The organism is Pseudomonas sp. NPDC090233 (assembly GCF_044772285.1).
GTDB lineage: Bacteria > Pseudomonadota > Gammaproteobacteria > Pseudomonadales > Pseudomonadaceae > Aquipseudomonas.
In genome coordinates, this window is the sequence record NZ_JBIVYQ010000002.1 from 551,793 (window position 1) to 577,090 (window position 25,298).

Annotated in this window: 22 protein-coding genes; 16 read left to right on the forward strand and 6 right to left on the reverse strand. The window is 60.5% G+C overall.

What is annotated here, in order from left to right; genetic code table 11:
* Positions 1-9: 9 nt before the first annotated feature.
* The 3 genes from ACIQUF_RS06995 (at position 10) to ACIQUF_RS07005 (ending at position 1,696) form a co-directional block, all read left to right on the forward strand.
* A complete protein-coding gene (locus tag ACIQUF_RS06995; RefSeq protein WP_403129771.1) occupies positions 10-378 on the forward strand; it encodes a hypothetical protein in 369 nt (122 codons plus the stop codon).
* Positions 365-1,096 carry a zeta toxin family protein gene (locus ACIQUF_RS07000; RefSeq protein ID WP_403129773.1) on the forward strand — a complete coding sequence of 244 codons (732 nt, stop codon included), beginning with the start codon at positions 365-367 and terminating at the stop codon, positions 1,094-1,096. The genes ACIQUF_RS06995 and ACIQUF_RS07000 overlap by 14 nt, the downstream gene beginning before the upstream one ends.
* A gap of 135 nt (positions 1,097-1,231) precedes the next feature.
* Positions 1,232-1,696, forward strand: coding sequence for a DUF1348 family protein (locus ACIQUF_RS07005; protein ID WP_403129776.1), 465 nt, complete (start codon positions 1,232-1,234; stop codon positions 1,694-1,696).
* On the opposite strand, the gene ACIQUF_RS07010 is transcribed toward ACIQUF_RS07005, so the two are convergent.
* Both ACIQUF_RS07010 and ACIQUF_RS07015 read right to left on the reverse strand, forming a co-directional pair.
* Positions 1,697-3,052, reverse strand: a complete 1,356-nt coding sequence (locus ACIQUF_RS07010) for an ATP-binding protein (RefSeq protein WP_403129779.1) — start codon at positions 3,050-3,052, stop codon at positions 1,697-1,699.
* On the reverse strand, positions 3,049-3,759 hold the full coding sequence (locus tag ACIQUF_RS07015; protein WP_403129782.1) for a response regulator: 711 nt from the start codon (positions 3,757-3,759) through the stop codon (positions 3,049-3,051). The genes ACIQUF_RS07010 and ACIQUF_RS07015 overlap by 4 nt, the downstream gene beginning before the upstream one ends.
* 170 nt (positions 3,760-3,929) lie before the next feature.
* On the opposite strand from ACIQUF_RS07015, the gene ACIQUF_RS07020 reads away from it, so the two are divergent.
* The 6 genes from ACIQUF_RS07020 (at position 3,930) to mtlD (ending at position 11,676) form a co-directional block, all read left to right on the forward strand.
* On the forward strand, positions 3,930-4,709 hold the full coding sequence (locus ACIQUF_RS07020) for a VacJ family lipoprotein (protein WP_403129785.1): 780 nt from the start codon (positions 3,930-3,932) through the stop codon (positions 4,707-4,709).
* Positions 4,702-4,950, forward strand: coding sequence for a hypothetical protein (locus tag ACIQUF_RS07025; RefSeq protein ID WP_403129788.1), 249 nt, complete (start codon positions 4,702-4,704; stop codon positions 4,948-4,950). Before ACIQUF_RS07020 ends, ACIQUF_RS07025 begins: the two co-directional genes overlap by 8 nt.
* Before the next feature lie 91 nt (positions 4,951-5,041).
* Complete coding sequence (locus ACIQUF_RS07030; protein ID WP_403129790.1) at positions 5,042-6,277, forward strand: MFS transporter; 1,236 nt, start codon at positions 5,042-5,044, stop codon at positions 6,275-6,277.
* 36 nt (positions 6,278-6,313) lie between these two features.
* On the forward strand, positions 6,314-7,087 hold the full coding sequence (locus tag ACIQUF_RS07035) for an AraC family transcriptional regulator (protein WP_403129792.1): 774 nt from the start codon (positions 6,314-6,316) through the stop codon (positions 7,085-7,087).
* Between the two features lie 137 nt (positions 7,088-7,224).
* On the forward strand, positions 7,225-9,138 hold the full coding sequence (locus tag ACIQUF_RS07040) for a tyrosine-protein phosphatase (RefSeq protein ID WP_403129794.1): 1,914 nt from the start codon (positions 7,225-7,227) through the stop codon (positions 9,136-9,138).
* A gap of 372 nt (positions 9,139-9,510) precedes the next feature.
* Complete coding sequence (mtlD, locus tag ACIQUF_RS07045; RefSeq protein ID WP_403129798.1) at positions 9,511-11,676, forward strand: bifunctional mannitol-1-phosphate dehydrogenase/phosphatase; 2,166 nt, start codon at positions 9,511-9,513, stop codon at positions 11,674-11,676.
* A gap of 25 nt (positions 11,677-11,701) precedes the next feature.
* On the opposite strand, the gene ACIQUF_RS07050 is transcribed toward mtlD, so the two are convergent.
* From ACIQUF_RS07050 to vasI, 4 genes are all read right to left on the reverse strand, one after another.
* Positions 11,702-12,676 (reverse strand): AraC family transcriptional regulator, encoded by a 975-nt coding sequence (locus tag ACIQUF_RS07050; protein ID WP_403129801.1) that lies wholly within the window; start codon positions 12,674-12,676, stop codon positions 11,702-11,704.
* A gap of 72 nt (positions 12,677-12,748) precedes the next feature.
* Positions 12,749-16,381: a type VI secretion system membrane subunit TssM gene (tssM, locus tag ACIQUF_RS07055; protein ID WP_403129803.1), complete on the reverse strand. Its 3,633-nt coding sequence runs from the start codon at positions 16,379-16,381 to the stop codon at positions 12,749-12,751.
* A complete protein-coding gene (gene tssA, locus ACIQUF_RS07060) occupies positions 16,378-17,838 on the reverse strand; it encodes a type VI secretion system protein TssA (protein ID WP_403130313.1) in 1,461 nt (486 codons plus the stop codon). The genes tssM and tssA overlap by 4 nt, the downstream gene beginning before the upstream one ends.
* Positions 17,826-18,476, reverse strand: coding sequence for a type VI secretion system-associated protein VasI (vasI, locus tag ACIQUF_RS07065; RefSeq protein WP_403129806.1), 651 nt, complete (start codon positions 18,474-18,476; stop codon positions 17,826-17,828). Before vasI ends, tssA begins: the two co-directional genes overlap by 13 nt.
* Positions 18,477-18,765: 289 nt before the next feature.
* Here vasI and tssB point away from each other — a divergent pair, with 289 nt between their 5' ends.
* The 7 genes from tssB to tssJ are packed head-to-tail and all read left to right on the forward strand — an operon-like array spanning position 18,766 to position 25,294.
* The gene (gene tssB / locus ACIQUF_RS07070; protein WP_403129809.1) at positions 18,766-19,269 is read left to right on the forward strand and encodes a type VI secretion system contractile sheath small subunit; all 504 of its coding nucleotides are present in this window, start codon (positions 18,766-18,768) and stop codon (positions 19,267-19,269) included.
* A gap of 17 nt (positions 19,270-19,286) precedes the next feature.
* On the forward strand, positions 19,287-20,777 hold the full coding sequence (gene tssC, locus ACIQUF_RS07075; protein ID WP_403129811.1) for a type VI secretion system contractile sheath large subunit: 1,491 nt from the start codon (positions 19,287-19,289) through the stop codon (positions 20,775-20,777).
* Complete coding sequence (gene tssE, locus ACIQUF_RS07080; protein ID WP_403129813.1) at positions 20,774-21,184, forward strand: type VI secretion system baseplate subunit TssE; 411 nt, start codon at positions 20,774-20,776, stop codon at positions 21,182-21,184. The genes tssC and tssE overlap by 4 nt, the downstream gene beginning before the upstream one ends.
* Positions 21,185-21,187: 3 nt before the next feature.
* Entirely contained in the window at positions 21,188-22,954 is a 1,767-nt protein-coding gene (gene tssF / locus ACIQUF_RS07085; RefSeq protein WP_403129816.1) for a type VI secretion system baseplate subunit TssF, read from the forward strand.
* Positions 22,918-23,934 (forward strand): type VI secretion system baseplate subunit TssG, encoded by a 1,017-nt coding sequence (tssG, locus tag ACIQUF_RS07090; RefSeq protein ID WP_403129819.1) that lies wholly within the window; start codon positions 22,918-22,920, stop codon positions 23,932-23,934. Before tssF ends, tssG begins: the two co-directional genes overlap by 37 nt.
* Positions 23,931-24,500, forward strand: coding sequence for an FHA domain-containing protein (locus ACIQUF_RS07095; protein WP_403129822.1), 570 nt, complete (start codon positions 23,931-23,933; stop codon positions 24,498-24,500). Before tssG ends, ACIQUF_RS07095 begins: the two co-directional genes overlap by 4 nt.
* Positions 24,497-25,294, forward strand: a complete 798-nt coding sequence (gene tssJ / locus ACIQUF_RS07100; RefSeq protein WP_403129825.1) for a type VI secretion system lipoprotein TssJ — start codon at positions 24,497-24,499, stop codon at positions 25,292-25,294. The genes ACIQUF_RS07095 and tssJ overlap by 4 nt, the downstream gene beginning before the upstream one ends.
* Positions 25,295-25,298: the final 4 nt, after the last annotated feature.

The window sequence follows — 25,298 nt, forward strand, 5'->3', positions numbered from 1 at the left end:
ATGACCTCGATGGACCTCACTGATGTCTTTTTACCCTGCCGGCGCTATGATGCCTCCAATGCCTGTAACTTGTTACAGGTTGTGCGGAGATATTCACCCATGGCTAAAAAGGTCAAGAGCAGCGCGGAAAGTGACATCGATGCGCTGGAACAAGAAGTCCCTCGCTGGGCAAGCGAGGCCACTCACTCCGCCTACCTGCGCGCATTGCTGGTGAGCCAAATGGGCGTACTTCATACTGATGACGGCAATCTCGTTCGCGTCTCTCCTGACGGCGTCAAGACCATCGTAGCCAGGGCCAAGCCACGCCGTAAGGTCAAGGTTGGCGAAGTGATTACCGTGCGCAAGGCCAAGGAGAAGCCGGCCGGTGAAGGTGCCTAGGCTCCGTGTTTTCGCAGGCCCGAATGGTTCCGGCAAAAGCACCATCAAAGCAGACATTCCACCGGCGTTGACCAGAGTGTTCGTCAACGCCGACGAACTGGAGAAAGAGGCTAAGGCTACGGGTTTCATAGATCTGTCGCCCTTCGGCATCGAAGTCACGCTGCCCGAGCTGGTCGATTTCCACGTCGAGCACTACCTGATCAGACAAAAAAATCTGACCGAATCCGTCAGAAAACTGGGGCTGCAAGGCACCAGAGTCGATTACCGGGCCATCGACATCGACTCCTATTTGGCTTCGGTCGTTTCAGACTTTATTCGACAGCACCTGTTGGACAAGTGCGTCAGCTTCAGTTTTGAAACCGTAATGTCACACCCGAGCAAAGTTGCATTCATGCAGCAAGCTCAAGCCCGCGGCTACCGTACCTACCTGTACTTCGTGTCGACTGAAAATCCGACGATCAATATCGACCGCGTGGCGATCCGTGTTCGGGAAGGTGGGCACCCGGTGAGGGCTGATCTGGTGCGCCAGCGTTATGCCAGAGCACTGGATCTCTTGCCAGACGCCATTGCTGTCAGCAACCGCGCTTATGTCTTCGACAACTCGGGGAAGAGTGCCGTCTGGCTAGCAGAGATCACCGAAGGGACACAGCTTGAGTACCGTACTGAGGAGATCCCAGACTGGTTCTTCGACGCCTATGTCGATGAAGTAGAGCCCTGAGCACTACTACTCGCCTGTGGTATTGCGCCGGCATTGTTCCGCTGGCCGCAACTATGAAGTGTCGCGCACATCCATTCTCAACGCACCGTCGCAGTACTACTCTCCTTCTTGCCCACTAAGCCTGAGGAGTTACCCATGCCCCGCCCCCCTTTGCCACCCTTCACCCGCGAAAGCGCCATCGAGAAAGTCCGCCTGGCCGAAGATGGCTGGAACAGCCGCGACGCTGCCAAGGTGGCGCTTGCCTACACCGCCGATACCGTCTGGCGCAACCGCGTGGAGTTTCCCCGTGGTCGTGAGGAAGTGCAGGCGTTTCTGAGCCGCAAATGGGACCATGAACTGGAATACCGGCTGATCAAGGAGCTCTGGGCATTCACCGGCAACCGCATTGCCGTGCGCTATGCCTACGAGTACCACGACGACAGCGGTCAGTGGTTCCGCGCCTATGGCAACGAGAACTGGGAATTTGCCGAAGACGGCCTGATGCAGAACCGCCATTCGAGCATCAACGAGCACCCCATCGCCGAGGCAGACCGCAAGTTCCACTGGCCCCTGGGCCGCCGCCCGGACGACCATCCTGGGCTAAGTGAACTGGGGCTCTGATCAACCGACAGGCAGCGTGACCTTGACCTCCAGCCCGCCTCCCTGGCGATTGCGCAAGGTCACGCTACCGCCCTGCTCCAAGACGATGGCCCGCGCCGCAGGCAGGCCTAGCCCGACCCCGCCGGTGTCCCTGTTGCGCGAGCCTTCGATGCGGTAGAACGGCTCGAAAACACGCTCCTGCAGTGGCTCCGGGATACCCGGACCACGGTCCAGGACACGCATGACGAGCTGTTCGGCAGCGACCTCCAGCTGCACCGTTGGCTCAGCGCCATACTTGACCGCATTCTCGATCAGGTTGACCACCACCCGCTTGATACCAACGGGCCGACCTACATAGACACAGCGGTGTGGCCCACTGAGGCGGATGGTTACCCCCGCATCCTTGAAGTCATCAACCACGGTCAACAACAACTCGCCCAAGTCGAACGCCGTGGTCGGCTCCAGCCGCGCGTCATCGCGGAAGAACTGCAAGGCCGCATCGACCATTGCCTGCATTTCGTCCACGTCCTTGAACAGCTTGGCCTGAAGTTCAGCATCTTCGATGAATTCGCCTCGCAAACGCATACGCGTCAACGGCGCACGCAGGTCATGGGAGATCGCCGCCAGCATCTGCGTGCGGTCTTCGAGGAAGTGCTTGAGCTGGGCCTGGGTGGCGTTGAACGCAAGAATTGCCTGACGAAGATCGTAAGGGCCGACCACCGGAATCGGTGGTGCATTGAAGTCCTTGCCAAACCGCCGCGCCCCCTCGGCGAAGCGCTCCAGTGGGCGGGCGAGATAGCGTGTGGCGAACAGCGCAACGGCCAGGCTGGAAATGATCATCAGCACCAGGATGATCAGGTTGCGCGCCAACTCGTCCAACCCCCAACTGCGGTCGGTGGCGCGATACAGCAGCCACGACTTGTCCGTCAATTCGACCAGCAGGGCGTAACCGCGGTCCTGCGCCTGGGCAGCCAGATCGGCAGGCTCGAACACCTCGATTTGCGCATCCGGACGATTCAACAAAGCGCGCATCCTAAGCGCGCCCTCGCTAAATTCGCTATCGATCAGCCGTGGCAAACCCGAGTCCTCATGCCGGTGCAGCCATTGCACGCTGTACGATGCGTCCCCTGCCGCACTGGCGAGGCTTGGTCGCTGCGCCACGGGGGCGGCATCGAGGATGCGAGCGACCGCAGCGGTTTTCTCGATCAGGCCACTCTCCAGCAAGGGCGGCTGCGCCCACACGCTCAGCAACGAACTGAACAGCCATTTGAGCAGCAATAGACTAAGCATGGCCGCGAGGGTGGTGAGCGCGATCCACCGGGCGAGGGTGACGCGGGGCCGTGGCAAGGCCTTGCGCGCCCAGGCGAGCAGGCTCATCGCCGGTTCACGGTGGCGGTGAACAGATAACCGATATTGCGCAAGGTGCGGATCAGCGGTTCAGTGCCGTCATCGGCTTCCAGTTTGCGACGCAACCGGCTCACCTGCACATCGATACTGCGGTCATAGGCTTCGTGCGCTTCGCCACGCGCCAGGTCCAGCAGCTGCTGGCGGCTGAGCACACGCCGGGGGTGCTCGGCAAATACCAGCAGCAGCTCGAATTCGCCGTTGGACAAGGGGATCATCACACCTTCGGGAGAACGCAATTCACGCCGTGCCACTTCCAATTGCCAACCCGAGAATTCAAGGATCGACCGAGGGCTGGCGACCTCGGCACTTGCCGCCTCGCCAGCCCGCCGCAGCACCGCACGCACCCGGGCCAGCAGCTCACGGGCGGCGAAGGGTTTGGTGAGGTAGTCGTCCGCACCCAACTCCAGCCCGACCACACGGTCGCTCAGTTCACCCATCGCCGTCAGCATGATCACCGCCACCGAGAACTCGGCGCGCAAGCGCTGGCAGAGCACCAGGCCGCTGTCGCCGGGCAGCATCACGTCAAGGATCACCAGGTCCGGCACGCGCCGTTCAAGGGCCTGCCAAAGCCCTTTTCCGTCACTGGCCACATCGACTTCGTAGCCGTGCTGACGGAGAAATTTCTGCAACAGGTCAAGGACTTCGACATCATCGTCGACGATCAGCAAATGGCTCACACCGGGATACCGCGTACTAAGGCTCAATTAGCGCTAACTGTAAGTCTATTCCTAGGTTGCAGTCATATATTTCAACCCGGAAACAAAGTGTCAGCCGCGAAGCAAACCGGACATTTCCAGGCAAACAAGCACCGGCACCATCGGCGCCAGTTCTTGTCAGGAATGTGCCCATGTCCACCCCACCCTTTGCCTGGTGCTCCGCCCGCAACGCACTGCTCGCCCTCTCATTGCTCGCGGCCGGAGGTTGCAGCCAGCGGCCACCTGCCAGCGCCTGTGGCCCAGTGGCTTATCAGGTCAGCGACCCGGCCGAACCCGCCAACCGCGCCGTGTTCGCCTTCAACCGCAGCGTCGACGACTACTTGCTCGCGCCGGTCGCGCGGGGCTATAGCGCATTGCCTGATTTCGCGCGCCAAGGTGTACACAATTTCGCCGCCAACTTCGACGAACCGAAAGTCTTCGTCAACGACGTGCTGCAGGGCAATGGCGAGCGGGCGATGACCAGCCTGACGCGCTTTATGTTCAACACGACCCTGGGGGTGGCAGGGCTGTTCGATGTTTCCGGGAAGATGGGCCTGGCCCGGCACACCTCGGACTTCGGCCAGACCTTCGCCGTGTGGAACGTTGCCGATGGCCCGATCGTCGAGCTGCCGCTACTGGGCAGCCACAACCTGCGCGATGCCGGTGGCACGCTGCTGGGCATGGCGCTCAACCCGTTCGGCGACAACAGCGATACCGTCGACACCCTGGGCAACGTGGCCACCGCCGGCGGCGTGGTGGATAGCCGAGCCGAAGCGCTGCCGATCACCGACAGGCTGCGCACACAGCCCGATTACTACCGGGCCGTGCGCAACTTCACTGCGCAGCAGCGTGCGGAGCGGGTAGCCGAGGGCGAGGCTGGCGCGCCAGGCAAGCGGCCGACAAGCTGCCCGGGAGCGCACGCGAATGAATGACGCCCAAGCCCCGGTCGTGCTGTTCAGGCGGTTGGTGCGTGACGCGCGTGAACAGTTGCTGCACGAACTTGAGGCCCGTGTCTCGGAAGATGGCCAGCACCTGATCGTCAGCCGGTATCGTGAAAGGTCTGGCGACGGCAATCGCCGGCAGCGTCACGAAGTGCACCGCCGGGTCCCCATCGCAATGCTGCTGAAGTGGATGGCAAGGGAAAGTACGCGACGAATGTCCGAATCGCGCTAGTGGGTGCCTGTTCGACGTGAGACAGGCAAAAGCACCGCTGGATATCCTCCAGCGGCAATGCCTTGCTACCACTCGAAAAAGAGCCTCGCTTATGACGACTTCTGCCGCCACCTTGGCCACGCCCACCACGCCCGCCGATCAACCCCAGGGGTTCCTGGTCCGCATCGTCGGCGCCGCTGCTTTCGCTCACCTGCTCAACGACCTGATCCAGGCCGTGCTGCCGTCGATCTATCCGATGCTGAAAAGCGACTTTTCGCTCAGCTTCGCCCAGATCGGCTGGATCGCTCTGATCTACCAGGTGACCGCCTCCCTGCTGCAGCCGTGGGTAGGCATGTACACCGACAAACACCCTCAACCTTATCTGCTGCCCGCTGGCATGCTGGTGACGCTGGTCGGTATCGCGTTGCTCGCCTTTGCCGGCAGCTACGAAATGCTGCTGGTTGCTGCGGCAGTGGTGGGTGTCGGCTCCGCCACCTTCCACCCCGAAGCCTCACGGGTGGCGCGGATGGCCTCCGGCGGGCGTTTCGGCACCGCGCAATCGACTTTCCAGGTGGGTGGTAACACCGGCTCGGCTATCGGCCCCTTGTTGACCGCGGCCATCGTCATCCCCCACGGCCAGTCGGCGATCGCCTGGTTCATGCTGGTAGCGGCGCTTGCGGTCTGCGTACTGCTGCGTGTGACTGGCTGGACCGTCCGGCATGGCCATACCCAGCTCAAGGGGTTTGCCGGGCAACAGGCACCGGGTCTGTCCAAAAAAGCGATGTGGCGGGCGGTGGGCGTCATTTCCGTGCTGATGTTCGCCAAGTTCGTCTATATCGCATCGTTCACCAATTACTTCACCTTCTACCTGATCGAGCATTTCGGCCTGAGCGTGCAGCAAAGCCAGCTGTACCTGTTCGTGTTCCTCGCCGCCGTGGCGCTGGGCACCTTCGCCGGCGGACCGGTGGGCGACCGTATTGGGCGCAAGGCGGTGATCTGGGTCTCCTTTCTCGGCGTCGCGCCCTTCGCCCTCGCCCTGCCCTACGCTGATCTGTTCTGGACGGCGGTGCTGGCGGTGGCCATCGGCCTGGTGATGTCTTCGGCGTTCGCCGCGCTGGTTGTGTATGCCCAGGAAGCTGTGCCAGGCCGCGTCGGCATGGTCTCCGGGGTGATGTTCGGGCTGATGTTCGGCATCAGCGGCATCGGCGCCGCTGGGTTGGGCGAGCTGGCCGACCTGCACGGCATCGAATGGGTGTACCAGGTGATTTCGTTCCTGCCGCTGCTCGGGCTGGCCACCGCGCTGCTGCCCGCAACCCGCTCGAACGCACGCCCAGCCACCTGCTGCTAAGATGGCCGCGCTGGAATGCAGCGACACGAGGGCACCATGTTCAAGCCACTGAACGACATGCTGATGGAGGTTGATGAATGGCCTTGGGAGGTCGGTAGCCGCGCCACCGACTACCCGCCCGACTGGTTCATCGCCCCGCACTCGCATGCCAAACATCAGCTGATCTACGCCATCAAGGGGCTGATGATCGTCGAGTCCCAGGCCGAGCGCTGGACGGTGCCGACCAGCCGCGGCATCTGGATGCCATGCGGCCAAGTGCACGCCATTCGTTGCGTCGGCGACGTGAAGATGCGCAGCGTGTTCGTGCGCCCGGATGCCACCGCAAACCTGCCGCAACAGAGCAAGGCGATCAGCATTTCGCCGCTGCTCAGCGAACTGATCAAGGCCTCGGTAGACTTCACCGGGCCGTTCGCCAATGACTCGCGCGAGGCGCGCATCATGCGCCTGATCCTCGACGAAATCAGCGTGCTGCCGACCTTGCCGCTGAAGCTGCTGCACCCCAACGACCCGCGACTGCTGGCCATCTGTTCCGCCCTGCAGCAACGGCCGGACGACCCCTCCACCGTTGCCGATTGGGGCCAGCACCTGGGCATCGACGAGAAGACCATCCAGCGCCTGTTCCGTCGGGAAACCGGCATGACCTTCGGCCAGTGGCGTCAGCAGGCGCGGCTGATGCAGGCGCTCGAACGTATCGCCATGGGTGAGCGCATCATCGATGTGGCCGGCACGCTGGGATACGACAGCCCCAGCGCCTTTGCCAGCATGTTCAAGCGCCAGTTCGGCACCACGCCGAGCCAATTCTTCAAATAGCGTCTTTGCAGGAGACAGAAAACGCAGCCAGCGGACAATTCCCGCTGGCTTTTGAGCCGCACCTGGATTTGTAACATTCAGTTTCATATTGCCCTTGGAGAGTAGCCAGACCAACGCACTTCACCGAGGCCATTTCCGTGCTGCAACGTCTGTTCTGCTCCCTGCCCCTGCTCACCCTCGCCATCTCCGCCGCCCATGCCGCCGACGCGCTCGACACCCCGCGCCTGGCCGGGATGGATAACTTCCGCGACATCGCCGGCACCACCACCGTCTACACCACCCGCCACGACGGCGTGATGCGTGCTGGGGTGTTCTATCGCGCCAATGCCCTGACCCCGACGGCCAACGACCTGGCCGTGCTCAACGGCCTAGGCATCAGCGATGTCTACGACCTGCGCACGCCAAGCGAGATCGCCGCGACGCCCGACACCCTGCCAGCCGGTGCCAGCTACAGCAACATCGACATCATCGGCAGCACCACCTCGGGCTCGAACATCACCAGCATCTCGTTCTCCAGCGCCGCCCAGGCGCGGGCCATGATGCAGGAAACCAACCGCGCCTTCGTCAGCGATGCCGGCATGCGCGGGCAGTTTTCGCTATTGTTCAACGAGCTGGCCAGCGCCGACGGCGCCGCCCTGTTCCACTGCACCGCCGGCAAGGACCGCACCGGCTGGACGGCCGCCGTGCTGCTGAGCATCGCCGGCGTCGACGACGCGACGATCATGAGCAACTACCTGGCCACCAACGACTACACCGCCGCCCGCGTGGCCGCGACTCTGGCCGCCATGCCGGCGAGCATGGCCGAGGTTTACGCCCCGCTGCTGGGCGTGGAAGCGAGCTACCTGCAGGCCGGCCTGGACGAGGTCACAGCCGAATATGGCAGCATGGACAACTACCTCAAGCAAGGCCTGGGGCTGAGCCAGGAAACGATCTACGTGCTGCGTGGAAAGATGGTGCGCTACGCTACGCTGCCAGGCGAATCCGGCCTCGTGGGCAACGCCGCCGGCGGTGCACAACTGCTGCGGCAATTGCAGGACACTTCGCTGTCGGGCACCTACAGCGCCTACAACTACTACCTGCAATCGGCCATCGACGCCGGCACCTTGGGTGGCTTGGAGTCGACCGTCGGCGGCCAGGTGCATGCCGACGCCGCCAGCTATCTGCTGCGCCAGGGCGAGATGATCGAACGCGCTGCCGCCCCCTTCACCGACGGCAGCGACCTCAAGGTCGGCCAGTCGCGCGTGTGGAGCACCGCGTTGGCCGGCTACCTGGGCACCGATGGCTCGCCCCACGCCGCCAGCAGCAACGAGCACAGCCAAGGTTTGATGATCGGCATGACCCAGCGCTTATCCGAACAGTTCAGCGCCCATGCCGGCATCGGTTACAGCAACGGCAACGTCGGTGGCGCAGGCGGCGAAGCAGACACCGACCTGACCTTCCTTAGCCTCGGCGCCCGCTTCGCCCCCGGCAGCCTGGAACAGGGCCTGTTCATCGATGCCGATGCCAGTGCCGGTTACCTCGACTACAGCAGTAAACGCGAACTCGGTGGTGGGCTGGGCACCGCAAAGGGCGACAGCCACGGCACCCTGGCCGGTGCCAGCCTGGCGCTAGGCTATCGCCTGAACACAAGGGGTGTCGTGGTTGAGCCGAGCCTAGGCGTGCGGGTCAGCCGTGTCGACCTGTCCGGGTTCACCGAAAAAGGCAGCGAATTGGCGCTGCAGGTGGACGACCTTCAGGAAACCCGGCGCAGCGCGGTGGCCAACCTCAAGGCCTCGTTCGCCCCGCTCGCCATGGGCAGTTGGCAGCTGGTGCCGGGTGTCGAAGTGGGCTACGAGCATACCCTGGGCGACCATCAGGTCGACAGCGAGGGCCACTTGCTGGGGCTGGACGTCGAACAGCGCGCGGCCTTCGACAACCGCGACCAGTTCAATGCCGGCGTGAACCTGATGGCCAACCTCGGCGCGCTGAGTGTCGGCGCTGAAGTGGCCGCCTTGAGTGGCGGCGACAGCCATGGCGTGAGCGGCAGCCTCAAGGCCAGCTACGCCTTCTGATCCATAACAGGGCCTTGCATGTCATCACGCATACATGCAAGGCTGAAAAAGAACTACCCGTTACTGAACAGGAAGCACTTCACCTCATGCCAGGAATCACACGTATCCATCGCTACTTGCGCTCACTGCCTGCAAATCGAACTGCAGCCAGTGGGCGTGAAATCAAAGCCAAAGCCCGCCTCGCAGCAAAGCTTGCTGCCCTCCTCTGTAAACCCCGCTCCGTCCCGCCCTACCTCTGCGTCACCCCTGAGCGCCCCCCTGTCGATCGTGTCCCTCCCACCTGACGGACCTCACTGCAGTTTTCCGTAGTCATTGCTTGTGCCCATTGGCAAAGCGGCAGGGTTCACACGATAAAAGGGACAACCACACCTCATGATTTTCTTTCAGGGCAAACGTATTTTCAGTGCCATCTTCGACATGGACGGCACCCTGTTCGACACCGAACGCTTACGTTTCAAAACGCTGAAACAAGCCTCCACGGAAATTTTCGGCAAAACGTTGAGCGAAGAGACGTTGATAGGCTCGCTGGGCCTCAGCGCGAAAAAGGCCGAGGCACTGGCCAAGGCGCACAACGGTGAAGACTTCCCCTATGCGCAAATTCGCCAGCGTGCAGACCAGCTTGAGCTGGAGTACGTACGCAATCACGGCGTCCCGATCAAGGCCGGTTTATTGGAGGTGCTGGAGCGCCTGCGCAAGTCGGGCCTGACGATGGCTGTCGCCACCTCCAGCCGCCGAGCCATTGCCGAGGAATACCTGATCAACGCCAACGTGCTCAAATACTTCGACGTCACTGTCTGTGGCGACGAAGTCAGCCAAGGCAAACCCCACCCCGAAATATTCCTGCGTGCGGCCAATGCGCTCAATACCGAGCCGAGCAAATGCTTCATGGTCGAAGACTCGGAGAACGGCCTGCTCTCGGCGATACGTGCCGAAGGGCAAGCAATTCTGATCGAAGACATCAAGCCGCCCGCAGCTGAGGTCAAGGCGGATGCGTTCAAGGCCTACCGCAGCATGAACGAATTCCTCGCCGATTTGAGCGAATGCGTTCCGCACCTGGGCACTCCAGCGGTGAATGAGCCTTTCCCTGCCTCACTCAATCAGTTCCGCGTCGGTATCCATGGGTTCGGGGCCATTGGTGGAGGTTACCTGACCCAGGTGTTCTCCCACTGGGATGGTTACACCCGGCCTTGCGAGATTATCGCCGCCACCCGCTCGCGCATGCTCAGGGAAACCGTCAGTGCCTTTGGCAGCTACAGCGTGCGCTACGGGGCCACCTCGTTCGACCAGACCATCGAAAATGTGCGCATGATCGACATGGACGACGACGATGCGCTGATCGAGATGTACACCGCCGCTGAAATCATCGGGTTGAGCTTGCCTGAGCAGGCCATCCGCAAACAGGCCAAGGTCATCGCCATGGGGCTGCTGCGCCGCTTTGAACGCCGTGGCCGCGCACTGACCATTCTGACTGTGCTGAACAAGATCGGCGGCGCCGCGTTCGTGCGCCTGCACGTGCAAGCGGAGCTTGAATTGCTGTGCCCGCAGGCGATCAGCCAACAGATTCTGGAAAAGACCCACTTCGCTGAAACCGTGGTCAGCCGGATCGTTTCTAAGATCAGCCACGACGCGTTGCTCAGGCAGCTGCGCATCAAGTCGCAGATGTTCCGGAACAGCCTTGAAGGCGAACTTGAAAATGCCAACAAGCCCGCTGCACCGGTGCCGGAATACGAACGACTGATCGGGCGATTCAGGCCCTTTGCGCAATCCAGTAACGCGATGAACCAATTGCACCTGATCCTGTTCAACAGCGAGCCCGACATGCCGCTGTACGTCGAGCGCGGCAGTGACCTGCTGGAACGCCTGCGCCAGGTGAAAACCGTCGCCGACATCGCGCTGATCCAGCAGATCAAGAACCGGCTGTGGAATGGCCCGCACGCTATCATCGCCTGGTACGCGAGCCTGTTGGGGTACGCCTATGTAGGCCAGGGCATGGGCGATACCCGGGTGGCTGCGTTGGCCGAGCGCTTGATCAACCAGGAGGTCGCGCCGGCCCTGACGGCGGAAAACCCACAAATGACGGATGTCATCAACGGGTTTGCAGCAACCTTTCTGGAACGCTGCAAAACCTCGTTCAAGGACCCGTGCACCCGAGTGGGGCGCGACCCGCTGCGCAAGCTTCAGCGCAACGAGCGTATCTTCAGCAGCATCGACCTGGCGCGCAGGCATGGCATTCAAACGCCTGCCCTGGCGTTCGGCGCAGCCCTTGCCGTTCACTACGCGCTTGCTTGCGCTGACGGCAAGGACCTGGAAGCGCAGCGGATAAAGCGGCTGTACAACGACAGCGAAGGCAGTGTCGAAGCGGTGCTGACCTATTCGGGCGACTACAACGGCAAGCCTTACCCCGGCATGGACTCGACGGCTGACGCAGCACTGCTCGAAGCGGTCTCCACGCATTTCCGCCAATTGCAGCAATTGGCGTCGCGCGATTGGGCATTAGCGCCTGCAAAACGCGAAGCCAGCGTGGTGGTTGCCTGCTAGTTGCACAGGGTTGTTTGTTTAAACGTTAACGGGGGCCCCGCCGCACATCGGCGGGGTTCAACCCAAATGCGTGCTGAAAGTACTGAGCAAATCGCCCGGCATTGCTGAACCCATGCTGCAAAGCCACTTCGGCCACCGAGCCACCCTCACCATTGGCCAGCACCTGCCGCGCCTGCTCCAGGCGTACCTGGCGCTGATACCCGACAATCGAAGTACCGGCAAACCGCCGAAAGCCGTCCTGCAGCGCACGCAAGCTGACATTCACCCGCTCGGCCAGCTCGCTGCCACTGATCACGCTGAGGGGCTGGTCACGAATGTGAGCCATCGCCGCCTTGACATGCCTCGGTGCAATCGAAGGTACGGGGCTGCGCAAGGCCTCGCTGTAATTGTGCGGCCAGGTTTCCAGTACGGCGTCGACCAACATCTCCTGCAGCCGCACTGGCATCAGCACGCCGCTATTGATCAGTTGGTCGAACTCGGCGCCGGTGGCCATTTCGAGCAGGGCGCGGATACCTTGAAAGGCCGCCACATTGAGGTCCACCACCGGGGCAAAGCGGATCGGCGCTGCCAACGGTCGCCCCAGCAATGCCGACAGACGCTCGGCAAACAATCCCCGTCGGATCGACATGCCGCATTGGGCATGGCCCTCGGCAAAGCGCACCGAGCGGACGTCCAGCTTGTCGACCGCCAGTCCGACCTGCGCCCCACCAACCGACTCGCCACGGTGATCGAAGATGATCTTGCCCGCCGTGGGCAGCACGAAGGTGATTTCATCCTGTGGCGTGGGCAAGGCGATGGTGAAATCGCCCTGATAATGCATGCGCCGTACGCTCATGCCATCGAAACGGCCGTAGACACCGCCAATGACGATGCCCTCGCCCAGCTTCGGCATGTCGGCGTAGAGGTTGCCGTGCAGTTGGGTGAACAACGCAGCGAAATCGTCGCTGCGCATGTTGTCGGAACGGAGCATGAAGGGTTTGCGGGTGGGGCTGGGGTACACCTTATTGCACACCTTGTGCGGGGAAATGGAGCACGGACGGTAGCAGCTGGGCGTGACAGACGCGTGACGTCATCAACGAACAGAAGATGCGTGCGAGGTCAGATGCCCGGCGTGATCAATATTGAATGAATGCTGTAACAAACCTCGCGGTAACCGGAAGCCTTTGAACGGTTGTTGAGTAATGGGGTTGAAGGCCTTTTCCGCGTTCAGCCGGTAACGCATCACACCGTCACCGGCCCGGAAGCTCAGGTCTACGCTGGTGGCCGTTCGGCCATTGAGCGCCCCGCGACTAAGCAGGCGGAACATCGACCACGGACCTCGGTACTCCAGGCTGCTGCTGTTGCCGTTCTGCCTGAGCAGGGTGAGGTTGCTGCGCACGTGCTGTCCCAAGGTATTGGGCCAGACGATGCCGATGATCTGGCTGGGGCCGTGAGTGTAGGAAATCAGCTGGCCGTCCAAGTCCAACAAGCTGGTGCGTTGATTGGCACTGAGCCCTAACGGCTCGATGCTGAACTGCACACTGAGGTTGCCGCGCTGGTCGAAAAAGGTTTCGCGAATGCGGTCTGCCAGCTCCAACTGCTCGATCACATCGCTTCGGATCAACGAACGCCCCTGCGAACCCGACTGCAAAGCTTCCAGGTTGTCCTGCAGGAAGAGCTTCAGGTATTGATCCTGAAATTGCTGCAGTCGTCCTTTTGGTCCGAAGAACGCTTCAAAGTCTTCCAGCGAAGCATCAGGTGCTCTGACTACAAATGGGTAGCGCCCGGCCAGACGTTGCTGGAAGAAGCTGTAGACTTCAGCATCCCAGCGTCGCTCCAGCTCGCGCAGCGCCTCAACGTTCAGTACTTGCGCTGTTTGATCTGCAACCTTTCTGACCTGATGATTGATCGGCTCCGGCAAGCCTGTGGCTACGCGCTGCAAGGTTCCGATGGGGTCGTCCCCGGTCATTGAAAAGCGCTGATGCACCGCGTGCAATGCGGCTTTGCCTCGATCAGGACTGTCTTGCACCGCCTTGGCATAGTCATGTACTGCAGCTATGGCGGCGTGCGTTTCATGGTAGTAACTCGGCTTTTCACCAGCGGCGTGCAGCATGGCGCTCAGGCCTGCGAACGCCCGCTGGATCGCCAGCGCCTGTTGTTGCTCGGGCTTGCTGGTGAGCGAAGCAAGCGAGGCGGCCTCATCCGCGCCAACGCTCACCGATGATGACAGCGAACTGTTGTCGCGGACCGTCTCCAACAAGCGGTGCAACGGCGCCGCTGGCCCCGTCAACTGTTCCAGGATCGTAACGCCGTGATCCAAATCTCGGAAATCCGCCACGGAAAATGCATTCAAGGCACGGCGCCAACTGTCGATGTAGTCTGCGCTGTACAGGTTGCGCAGGCGGTCGGTCAACGCCGCCTGGTCGGCATCTGAGTAATCCAGCTGAGCACGCTCGCCAAGTGCCCACTGGTCGATCATTGCCATTTCGGCGAAGCGCTGACTGCGCGGTTCAAAGTATTCCTTGAATCCTTTGGCGGTCAGCATCGGGGCCAACAGGATGCCACTGTCTCCTTGGTTTGATTCGGAAGACGTCTGGTATACGACATCGAAAGCAGGGCCGACCTGGTGACGTAGATCCAAGCCCGTGTGCAGTTGTTCCTCGGCCTGCTGCTTGAGGCCCGCATACACCCGCTGTGGCAACGGCACCTCGCGCAGCGTCTGCTGCACATCGCTGACACGCTGGCGGTACTGCGGCAGATCGGCATCGGCATAGGCCAAGGCGTATTTCAGGTGCTGCATGAGGTCCCGCTGCAGCCGCCCTTGGCCGGGAAACGCCTGCTGCCACTGCCGCGCCATCCACTCCTCGACCCATTCCGGGCGGCGGTTCTGGCGATCTTCAAGCATTCGGTAAACCCGCAGCGCTGCCATTTGCTGCTCGCTGCCCGCAGGTGCCGCATTCATGGCATCGACTAAGCCGCTGGCCAGGGCGGGCAAGAAGCGCTTTGACAACAAGCTCAGGTACGCTTGATCCACCGTTGGGCCGATGGCGCGCCCCTGGTACAGGCCCAGATCAGCAACACCCGGCCAGGCGGCGCGGTAGTCGCCAAACACTGCGACCGCATCGCGGATCTGGTCCAGCGGCTCTAGCAAGTTGCGCCCGGTCGGGTCCAGACGTTGGTCCACTTCGTGATGGCTGTACTCCCGGCTCTTGGCAAGCACGCCGGCTGACTTGACGCCATTGATGTCGAAGTAACGATGCCAACTGGCGATGGCCACGCAGAAGGCCAGGACGCCGACAGAAGAGCCTACCCACAGCAATTGGCGCTTGCTACGGGCGACCCTGACATTGTCACCCGCAAGGCCGGCCTCTTTGTAGATGACCCGCCCAAAGACTTGCTGACTGAAATAGGCCAACGCCTTGCCTTGCGCCTTGCCTTCAAGCAAGGGAGGTTTGGTCTTGTAAGGTTGTGCAGCCTCGCGGACAAAAGCATTGCGCATGTCACCTTGCTGTAGGACTGACGACCAATACACGCCGCGCATAAGCGCCGGGGTGGTGAAAGGGTCACTTGCCAAGGTCTCACGCAGGAAGTTAAGCAGTATCGGACGCAACCCGAGCAACTGCCCATGCAGTGAGCAGAGACGCGAACGCGGCGCATGGCTACTCTGCCCGCTTAACTGATCGATCACCTGCTCGAATAAATGATTCAGCAACCGATCGTAATGTTCACCGTACTCGTCTAGCCAAGCGTCGAAGGTGTCGACCGCATCCAGCTTGAACGTGAATCCCAACAGGCTGTCACGCTTGGCGGGTGAGAGCTTGGCGTAGAACTGGTCGAAGCCATCCAGCAGATCGAATTTGCTCAACACGACATACAGCGGCAAGCGCGAGCCCAGTTGGCGGCTCGCCTCGTAAAGACGTGTCCGCAGCACATGGGCAAGTGCTGTGCGTTGCTCAACGGTACCGTGCAGCAGCGCAGGCAGGTCGACAACCAGCAACAGCCCATTGAGGGTTCGCTGACCTCGATTGCGCTCTAGCCAATTCAACAGATGCTGCCACAGTTTGCCATGGGTTCCGGGTGGTAGGCAGGGTTCAGCATCAGGTGAGTGACTGGTTGGCGAGCCTTCCGGGGCGTCTTGGCTGATAAAGGCACCGGGCGTGTCGATGATCACCGCATCATTGCTGATCCACCACCCCACTGGGTAGGCAAGCGCCAGGGCTTGCCTACCTCGTGTCTGGACCTTGTCGATACGGGTCAGGGAAAAGCTTTGATCGGTGCAGTCGACAAAGCTGCTCTTGCCGGCCTGCTTATCGCCCACCACCAGATACCATGGCAGTCGGTACAAAGCCCGACGTCCACCAGCATGGTCGAGATACCGTGCGAGCCCTTGGTTCAATGCCTTCTCTTGTGCATGAACGAACGGCAGCGCGGGGTCCATCTCGGCGGCCGCTGCCTGCTGACGTTCCGCTTGCAAGCGACGAAAGCGCGCTCGCAAAACAACCAGCCAGCACAACAGCGGCATCAGCACGAGCACCAGGCTCACTACACTGCGATGCGCCACACTGGCCAGTGGCTGCTGCCCGCGCCACGTCCACTGCGGGCCGAGCCACCAGATGGCAACCAGCATCAGCACAGCACCTAGCCCGAGCAGCAGTGGCATCGCCAGACCGATACGGGTCATCAGCGGCCAACCCCAATGTTTGAGGTACTTCCAGAGTTGATTCATCGAGGCTCCTGCTCCTTGTTCCGATCAGCCAGTGCATGGGATGACGCGTATTGCTGAAGCCGCTGAAATACCTCGGGCTCCCAGTCGCTGGCGGTGGTTTGCTGCATCGTTCGCGCGACTCCAGCGCACAGGTCCTGGGCTAACCAGGAAACGCCCCGTGCAGCCAGCAGGTCAGCCGCGATGACTGTGGTATGGCAGCGCTCGCGGGGAGCACGAAAGTCCGCCTGCATCCCTTGCAGCCTTAGCAAAACCGGTTCTACGCCGCCGGTTTCCAGTTGGCTGACCAGCTCTTCGCGCAGGCTGGCAAACTCCTGGGAAGCTGCGCTTTGTTCGGATTGCCCGTCAGCCCCTTTGAGCCAGGCCAGGCATTGGTCGTCGACAAACACCCTGCCGTCGCTGAAACACAACTGCTGCAGCGCTGGCATGCGCTGCACGAACCGAGCAGTCGCCGCACGTATGGCTTCAGCCACTTCGCCCATCGCCAACCGCGAGGCGGCAGTGGCTGCGAGGAAGCTGCCGCGAATCCAGTAGGGGCAGGCGGTCACACTTTTTTCGATACGCTGGAGCAGCGCCGCATCAATCACCGTGCCGGCGATGGCGTCCTCGTAGTCAGAGGCAATATCCCGTGGCACCGCCATCAATTCTGTACGGTTGCCCTGCTGGGTTTGCGGTGCGGCTTGAATGTGGGCCCACAAACCGAAGCGACGTAGTTGATAACCGGTCGGGTCGTAGGGATCCTGCTGGTTGATCAGTTCGGCCATGCTCATTACGGCCCGACGCGTCTCGCGTTCGTTACCGATTAAAACGTGCGGCTTGGGCGAGGCGATGACATCCGCCAGCGGCGCAGGCTTGATGGTCGTTTCTTTAGGTGAGGAAGGCTCGCCAACGCCATTGGCAAGATCTGTGTGTTTGCGCAGCAGACGCTCAAGTTCATTCAGAACTGCCGCGTCAAGCTGGGCGGCTTCCTGCTGATGTGCCAAACGAACTAACGCACTTTGCGCCGCTACGGCATGTGCGGGTGTATACGTGAAACGATCAAGACGTGGCAGCGCATCGATCAAGCGATTGAGCACCAGGCCAACGAGCTTGCGCTTGGCCAGGAAGCCTTTCGGGCCAGGCTTGGGATGAGCGGCTTCCCAATAGCCTTCGATCATTCCGCCCAGCAGCGCCAAGGTGAACCCCCAACGCTCCCAGCAATCACTGCGCAGCCACGCGACACTCAGGTGCGCGACGATTCGCAAGTGCTTGCACTGCTGGCCCAGGTACTGGCGAGACGCTTCTTCGATATAGCTCCAGTCGATTGAAGCCTCCTGCAACCCACCCAGCTTGACCATCTCCTGGTCAATGGCCTGGTAGGTTTCGTCCTCGACGTCGAACAGGCCGGCAGGAGCCGCCGGGTCAATCGGTGCGAGCAGCCGATTGATTTCTTCCCCTGACACCTGCGCTACCACCGGCAGGTACCTCGTGCCTGGCGGATCAACAGGTCCAGGCCCTGGGCATCGAACGTCAGGCCATCAACCTCGGGGCTGTCGCTGACCACCTGTATGCGCTGAGCGCCGATCAGTTTCTTGATTTGCTCGATCGCTGGCAGGCCGCGCCCAGCGTCCAGTACTTGGCCGTTCTCCATCACCTGCCAGGGAGTTTGGCTGGTAGAACCGCCCTCCCCCGTCAACCGTACGTTAACCCAGCTCGCGTCGATGGGCCGACTGGCAATCAATTGCAAGCGAGAGATGTTCTGTATGCAACTGATTGCCAGGTAGGCACGATCGTCGACTGAAGCGATGGCGGGTGCCGAAATCACAAGGTCATGTGTAGCTGCACTGCCGTCACCTCGACTGCCGATGCGAAAGGTCAGATCATCAGCCGCCCGTGCGGCCTCATTGGACATTACGCGCAGCACTGTTGGCGCGTCCTGCTCCTGCGCTGACCACTGACGTCTCTTCGCATGCGCTGGAGTGCCCGCAGCCTGATCGAAGCATGCCAAGCGCACTAGATTCGACTCAATTTTCGAGCAGTCCTGGCCAGCGTTCGCGGATATCGGCAGACAGCAGAACATCAGCGATAGTCCTACGCAATACGTATTTCTACCCATCATCGCTTGTAAGTTTCCATTCAATATTCCACAGACTTTCAATACCAACAGGCATCTGATCGCCGAAATCCGGCAAGAGACTAGTCCATTAAAATCAAAAATAACAAATAAATATTTTATTACACTTTCGCACTCGACTATTTAACACCACTCAATGCATGGTTTTTAGGAAACCCCAAGCAGACCAACAACTTGTAATAAGTCGCACACACTTTAGAGAAAAGTCCTACAAGTGCAACTTACAAACTAGATCAACCAATGGATATTTCCTACAACAGGGAGACATTTTTCGATGTCAAAGAGCACAGGTTCTGTCGCGCCAAAAGAGCGTATAAACATCAAATATGTGCCCGCCACCGGTGACGAGCAGGCCGAAGTAGAGCTGCCGCACAAGATGCTGGTGTTGGGCGACTTTGGCCTTGATGACAGCCGCTCCCTCGAAGACCGCCAAGTCATGCGCATTGATAAACACACCTTCAACAACGTGTTGAACGACGCCGATGTCAGCCTGGGCATGTCGGTGCCTTCCGCGCTAAGCGCGACCCCGGATGCCGAGCTGGCAGTCAACCTGCAATTCAAGTCCATCCAGGATTTCGGGCCGGATCGCATCGCCCGTCAGGTGCCCGAGCTGAACAAGCTACTGGAGCTGCGTGAGGCGCTGGTCGCCCTGAAAGGCCCGCTGGGCAACGTGCCCGCCTTCCGCAAGCAGCTACAACATCTCTTGAACGACGAGCATACCCGCAAGCAACTCGCCCAAGAGCTGGACTTGGTGCTTGAAGCGCCCAAAGAAGACTGAGACAACGGAGCGTCCCCATGCCAAAGCCAAGCAGCACAACCGTTACTGTCGAAACAACGTCCCAAAAATTGAGCAATGCCACCTTGCTCGATCAGATCATGGCGGAAACCAAATTGGTTCCCGCACAAGAGGGTTACCAAGTTGCTCGGCAGGGGGTATCCGCCTTCATTGCCGAAATTCTCAAAAGCAATGATCCAGATCAACTCATCAATAAGCACCGCGTCGATCAGATGATCGCCGAGCTGGATCGGGTACTGAGCAAACAGATGGATGCGATCCTGCATCAACCCGAATTCCAGCAACTCGAATCTTCGTGGCGCAGCCTCAAACTTCTGGTCGACCGCACGGACTTTCGCGAGAACATCAAGCTTGAAGTCTTGCATGTCAGCAAAGAAGATTTGCTCGACGACTTCGAGAACGCGGCAGATATCACGTGCAGCGGAATTTACAAACATGTCTACACCGCCGGTTACGGCCAATTTGGTGGCGAGCCCGTTGCCGCCATGGTTGGCAACTACAACTTCGGGCCCTCGTCGCCTGATATAAAACTGTTGAGCTACATGGCATCTGTGGGCGCCATGTCACATGCCCCGTTCATTGCGGCACCTTCCCCGGAGTTCTTCAACCTGAGCAGCTTTGAAGAGCTGCCCAATCTGAAAGAAATCAAAGACATTTTTGCAGGCCCCCGGCATGCCAAGTGGCGCGCGTTCCGCGAGAGCGAAGATTCCCGCCACACCGCGCTGACCGGGCCGCGCTTCATGCTGCGCTCCGCCTACCACCACCAGGAACAGCCGATCAGCAGCTTCAATTACGATGAGAACATCGACGGTCGGCACGACAACTACTTGTGGGGTAGCTCCGCCTTCCTGTTGGCCAGCTGCATCAACGAGAGCTTTGCCCGCTACCGCTGGTGCCCGAACATCATCGGCCCGCAATCCGGTGGTGCCGTTGAAGACCTGCCGGTGCATCTGTACGAATCCCTGGGCCAACTGCAGGCCAAGATTCCTACCGAGGTGCTGATTTCCGACCGCAAGGAGTTCGAGCTGGCCGAAGAGGGCTTCATTGCCCTGACCATGCGAAAGGACAGCGACAACGCGGCGTTCTTCTCCGCCAACTCGGTACAAAAGCCAAAGAACTTCCCCAAGACCCCCGAAGGCCTGCAAGCACAGACCAACTACAAGCTAGGCACCCAGCTGCCTTACCTGTTCATCGTCAACCGCCTGGCCCACTACATCAAGGTGCTGCAGCGCGAGCAGATCGGCAGCTGGAAGGAACGACGCGACCTTGAGTCCGAACTCAACAAATGGATCAAGCAATACGTCGCCGATCAGGAAAACCCCTCAGCCGATGTCCGCAGCCGTCGGCCGCTGCGTGCTGCCAAGGTTGAGGTCTCGGACGTTGCCGGTGATCCGGGCTGGTACCAGGTCTCGCTCGCCGTGCGCCCGCACTTCAAGTACATGGGCGCGAACTTCGAGATCTCGCTGGTAGGTCGGCTCGATACGCAATGAGTGGTTTCTTTGATCGCTTGATGGCGGACCAGTCCGTCATCCGGGAACCGTCTCGTCAAGAGAACGCTTCGCACAAGTTCGCCGCCATCAAGCGCCACCTCGAAACGTTGCTGAACGCCCGCCAAGGTTGCTCCCAGAGCAGCCCTGAGCTGGGCCTGCGCGACTTCAACGGGCATGACGTGAGCAGCGGCGAGCTGCTGCAGCAAGTGAGCGCCGATATCCGCCGCACCCTTCAGCGCTTCGAGCCACGCATCCACGTGCGTGCGCTCAAAGCGGTACCCGATAGCCACGCTCCGCTGGAGTTGCATTTCCATCTGGACTGCCACGTGCAGGTCAACAACCACGCGGAGCAGTTGCAGCTGGATCTGCTGGTCAACGGGCACAACCGCTATACCCGAGTGAGATGAACCATGTCACTAAAGGACAGATTCAGCGAAGAACTGCGTTACCTGCACGAGTTGGGAAACGACTTCGCCAAGGACAACCCACAACTTGCCCGACTGCTGGGCAAAGGGGGAAGCGATCCCGATGTCGAGCGGCTGATGGAAGCCTTTGCGTTTCTGACGGCCAAGCTTCGGCTGAAACTGGAAGATGACCTGCCGGAACTGACGCACCCCATGTTGCAGATACTGTGGCCCAACTACCTGCGGCCGCTTCCCAGTGCCACGATCATACAGTTCACGCCACGCCAACAATCGCTCAGCCAATCACAGCGCATCCCCCAAGGTTCAAGGTTGTTCTCCAAACCCGTGGACGGTGTGCCCTGCGAGTTTCGCACCTGCACAGCAGTGAACATTCATCCGTTCGAAATCGAAGCCGTGAGTGCAACCCAGACACTTGACAGTTCGGTGGTTCGCATCGGCTTGCAAACTTTGGTCGAGCGGCCACTGAACACCTTGGGGTGCTCCAGCCTGGACTTTCACCTGAGCGGCGATAACCGCACCGCTCGCACGCTTTATCTATGGATTTCCCAGTACCTCAAACACATCAGCGTGACTATAGAGGGTGAGGTGCGCCGGCTACCGGCCAGCAGCGTCGCCTTCCCAGGTTTCAGCCCTGACGAAGCCTTGCTCCCCTACCCGCAGAACGTCTTTGATGGCTACCGGATTCTGCAGGAATACTTCGTGTTCCCGAAGCGCTTTCACTTCTTCAGCGTTACGGGCCTGGAAAAGCTCTGGCCGGCAAAAGACTGCCAGCAAGTGGGCATCGAACTCCATTTCACGCGCCAATTGCCAGAACCGCTGCGCGTTGGCACGGAAGATTTCAGCCTTTTCTGCACCCCGGCCGTCAACCTGTTCAAGCACAGTGCCGAGCCCATCGACCTGGCCAGCGAGGCTGCGCAGGTAGAGCTCAAGCCCAGAAGCGAAGAGCAGTTCGCCTACGAAATCTTCAGTGTCGATGAAGTGATCAGCACCCGAACGACCACGGACGGAAGTACCGGGGAGCACCTGCGAACTTTCCGCCCGTTTGAGTCATTCGCCCACGAAATCGAGCATGTCCAGGGCCGCACGGCACTCTACTACCGTTACCAGCTCGAAGAGTCCTTGCGCGGCGATGGCGTCACCCACCGCATCGCCTTCGTGCGCGCCGATGCCAACAGCTACATAGGCGAGCTGGAAACAGCGTCCATCGAACTGACCTGCACCAATAGGGACCTGCCGCTGGCGTTGGGGGTGGATGACATCAACATCCTCACTGAAGTCACCCCACCCCTGGCGACCTATACCAACATCTGTGCGCCTACTCGCCCCTATCGCCCCGTGCTGGACGGCCAGTTGCAGTGGGCCCTGATCTCCAACATGTCGCTCAACTACCTGTCGCTGCTTTCGATCGAGCCGCTCAAGGCGGTGATTCGCGCTTACGACTTCGCCGCCTTGCACGACATCCAGCAAGCGCGCACCACCCGCAAACGCCTCGACGGTATCCGCGAGCTACAGACACAACCCATGGACTGGCTCATTAAGGGGCAACCCATTCGTGGCCTGCACACCCAGCTGAAGCTGGATCAGACGGCCTTCCTCTGCGAGGGCGACCTGTACCTGTTCGGCTGCGTGCTCGCGCACTTCTTCGCCCTGTACGCCAGCATCAATTCCTTCCATCAACTGGAAGTGATCAACACCACCAACAACGAGCATTACACATGGCCCATCCAGACCGGCAAGCAACCGCTGATCTAGCCGACAAGCTGATGGCCAACGCCCACCAGTACAACTTCTTCCAGTTGCTGGAGCGGCTGCATGGCCTACATGGCGATGACCTGGAACCGCGCTGGCCGGATGAGGCCACCCGGCTGCGCGTGCGGCTGGCAAGCGACCCGCGGCTGACCTTTCCCGTCTCGGATGTGTACAAAGCCGAGCGTATGCCTGGGGAGGACGAGCGCTATCGCGTGTGCACCACATTCATGGGCTTGCACGGCACCGACTCGCCATTGCCCACCTACTACCTGGAGCAGGTGGCTTATGAGCATGCCCAGGGGGTTGGCGTGCGGCCAGCCTTCTTCGATTTCTTCAACCATTACGTGCTCAGCCTGCTGCACCGGATCTGGCGCAAGTACCGCTACTACATCCGCTTTCAATCGGGTGCAAGCGATGGCTTCTCCCAGTACATGTTTGGCCTGCTCGGGCTGAACGACAAGCAGCTGCGCGGCGACACGACACTGCCCTGGAGCCGACTGCTCAGCTTCGCCGGCGTTATCGCCAGCCGCAGCCGCGCGCCGGGTACCGTCGCCGGCATCATCGCCCACTGCTTCGACCTGACGCACGTGCGGATCCGCGAATTCGAAACGCGCTCGGTGCCCACTAAAGGCAAACAGCTGGTAAGCCTTGGGCGCAGCAACGGCGAGCTGGGCAGCACCTTCATGGTCGGCAGCCGCACCCGTACCCGCAGCAGCAAGTTCACCATCGTCATCAGCGAACTTGACCAGGTGCAACTGCGTGACTTGCTGCCCAGTGGCATCAACTTTGGCCGCTTGCGGGCGTTAATCAACTTTCTGCTGCGCGATGGCCTGGCCTACGACCTGAAACTGCACCTGAAACAAAACGCGCTGTCGCCGTTCTGCCTGCACCGCAGCCAAGGCGCCTACCTGGGCTGGACCAGCTTTATCGATGACCGGCATGGCGAGATCAGTCCGGTCGTTCGGTTCAGGGGGCGTTCATGAGCACATTGACCTTGAGCATCATCAATCTGGACCAGGTGCAGCACTCCGTCACCCTGCGTCATTGTTTTGATCGCACGGGCGGCACCATCGGCAGCGAGGACGCCAGTTGGGTGATCAATGACCGGGATCATAGCGTTGCGCCAGTCCACTGCGAAATTCGCTGGATCGAGGGCAGCTACTGCGTGATCGATCACTGTCACCGTACCTTTGTAAACGATGGGGTTGATTGCCTGGGGTCGCTACCACCTCGGCGTCTGTTGGAAGGCGACCGACTGAGCATCGGTGCGTATCGACTGCTGGCCCAATACGCGCATGAGCACGCTGACCTGCGTTCACTGGAAGACCTGTTCAACCCAGACAACAGGGTACTCGACCGCCTGATCGCCGATGTGCCGGCACAGGCTTGGCAGCACAGTTCGTCTGGATCCGAACCTGCTACCGAAATCTGCTCGATCTTCGAGCCGGGCATGGGCAAAGACCCTCTGGCGGTCTTCGATGCACTGGCTGATGCAGCGCCATCAACTGCGGATCCGCTGCAACAGCTGACGGCGGGAGAACGGCTATGAAGCGTCTAACTTTCTTGATTGCTCCACTGCTGATCATGCTGCTTGGGCTTTCCGGCTGTACCTCTTGGAACAGAGCCAGCCAAGTGATCAGAGATCACTCGTTACCGATCGGGCCGCCGAAGGATCATCCGACTCAGGTCGCTTTCAGCATCAATGTCAGCCCGACGCTCAACGGTAATCCGAACAGTGTCGACGTAGCGGCCATTCCTGAGAGCACCCTGGAACCCAGCCCTTACGCGGTCACCTTGAGCGCTGGCGACCCGCACGCGCTGACCGACAAAGTCGGAACGCTCTTCGAATACCTGCAAGCGCAATTCCCCGCGATGTCCAACGTGGAAACAGGCGAAGAAGACGAAAGTGAATGGGCTCGCTCCCCGATGGAAGAAAGCTCGCCCGGCAGCTATGACGACCCCACGGTGGTACTCACGCTGCCGGGCAGCACGACGGTAGCCAGCGGTGCTACGGCAACACCGATTGCGATCAAGATCCTGCAGCTGCGCGATGACTCGCTGCTGCGCAGCAGCGTGTACCAAATGCTTGACGCTGACCCCGCCACGGCCCTGCGCAGTACCTATATCCGCGATGACGATTACCTGCTGAACCCAGGCCAGTTCAAGTTCATTCCGCTTGAGCCCATCGAGCCCGAAACCCGCTTCGTCGCGGTGATTGGCGATTACAGAAACCAGCAAAACGCGACCTGGCAGCAGGTGCTGCGAATTCCGCCACGCGGCCACCAGATCATTCTTTCAGTGCTGGTCAACGACGCGCAGATCCTGCTCAAGGAGGAGGAATGACAGC

What these genes read in the sequence shown, in the direction of transcription:
- ACIQUF_RS06995 (WP_403129771.1), top strand. Translation starts at nt 10, where the DNA reads ATGGACCTCACTGATGTCTTTTTACCCTGCCGGCGCTATGATGCCTCC.
- ACIQUF_RS07005 (WP_403129776.1), top strand. Translation starts at nt 1,232, where the DNA reads ATGCCCCGCCCCCCTTTGCCACCCTTCACCCGCGAAAGCGCCATCGAG.
- ACIQUF_RS07010 (WP_403129779.1), bottom strand. Translation starts at nt 3,052, where the DNA reads ATGAGCCTGCTCGCCTGGGCGCGCAAGGCCTTGCCACGGCCCCGCGTC.
- ACIQUF_RS07020 (WP_403129785.1), top strand. Translation starts at nt 3,930, where the DNA reads ATGTCCACCCCACCCTTTGCCTGGTGCTCCGCCCGCAACGCACTGCTC.
- ACIQUF_RS07025 (WP_403129788.1), top strand. Translation starts at nt 4,702, where the DNA reads ATGAATGACGCCCAAGCCCCGGTCGTGCTGTTCAGGCGGTTGGTGCGT.
- ACIQUF_RS07030 (WP_403129790.1), top strand. Translation starts at nt 5,042, where the DNA reads ATGACGACTTCTGCCGCCACCTTGGCCACGCCCACCACGCCCGCCGAT.
- ACIQUF_RS07035 (WP_403129792.1), top strand. Translation starts at nt 6,314, where the DNA reads ATGTTCAAGCCACTGAACGACATGCTGATGGAGGTTGATGAATGGCCT.
- mtlD (WP_403129798.1), top strand. Translation starts at nt 9,511, where the DNA reads ATGATTTTCTTTCAGGGCAAACGTATTTTCAGTGCCATCTTCGACATG.
- tssM (WP_403129803.1), bottom strand. Translation starts at nt 16,381, where the DNA reads ATGAATCAACTCTGGAAGTACCTCAAACATTGGGGTTGGCCGCTGATG.
- vasI (WP_403129806.1), bottom strand. Translation starts at nt 18,476, where the DNA reads ATGATGGGTAGAAATACGTATTGCGTAGGACTATCGCTGATGTTCTGC.
- tssB (WP_403129809.1), top strand. Translation starts at nt 18,766, where the DNA reads ATGTCAAAGAGCACAGGTTCTGTCGCGCCAAAAGAGCGTATAAACATC.
- tssC (WP_403129811.1), top strand. Translation starts at nt 19,287, where the DNA reads ATGCCAAAGCCAAGCAGCACAACCGTTACTGTCGAAACAACGTCCCAA.
- tssE (WP_403129813.1), top strand. Translation starts at nt 20,774, where the DNA reads ATGAGTGGTTTCTTTGATCGCTTGATGGCGGACCAGTCCGTCATCCGG.
- tssF (WP_403129816.1), top strand. Translation starts at nt 21,188, where the DNA reads ATGTCACTAAAGGACAGATTCAGCGAAGAACTGCGTTACCTGCACGAG.
- tssG (WP_403129819.1), top strand. Translation starts at nt 22,918, where the DNA reads ATGGCCCATCCAGACCGGCAAGCAACCGCTGATCTAGCCGACAAGCTG.
- ACIQUF_RS07095 (WP_403129822.1), top strand. Translation starts at nt 23,931, where the DNA reads ATGAGCACATTGACCTTGAGCATCATCAATCTGGACCAGGTGCAGCAC.
- tssJ (WP_403129825.1), top strand. Translation starts at nt 24,497, where the DNA reads ATGAAGCGTCTAACTTTCTTGATTGCTCCACTGCTGATCATGCTGCTT.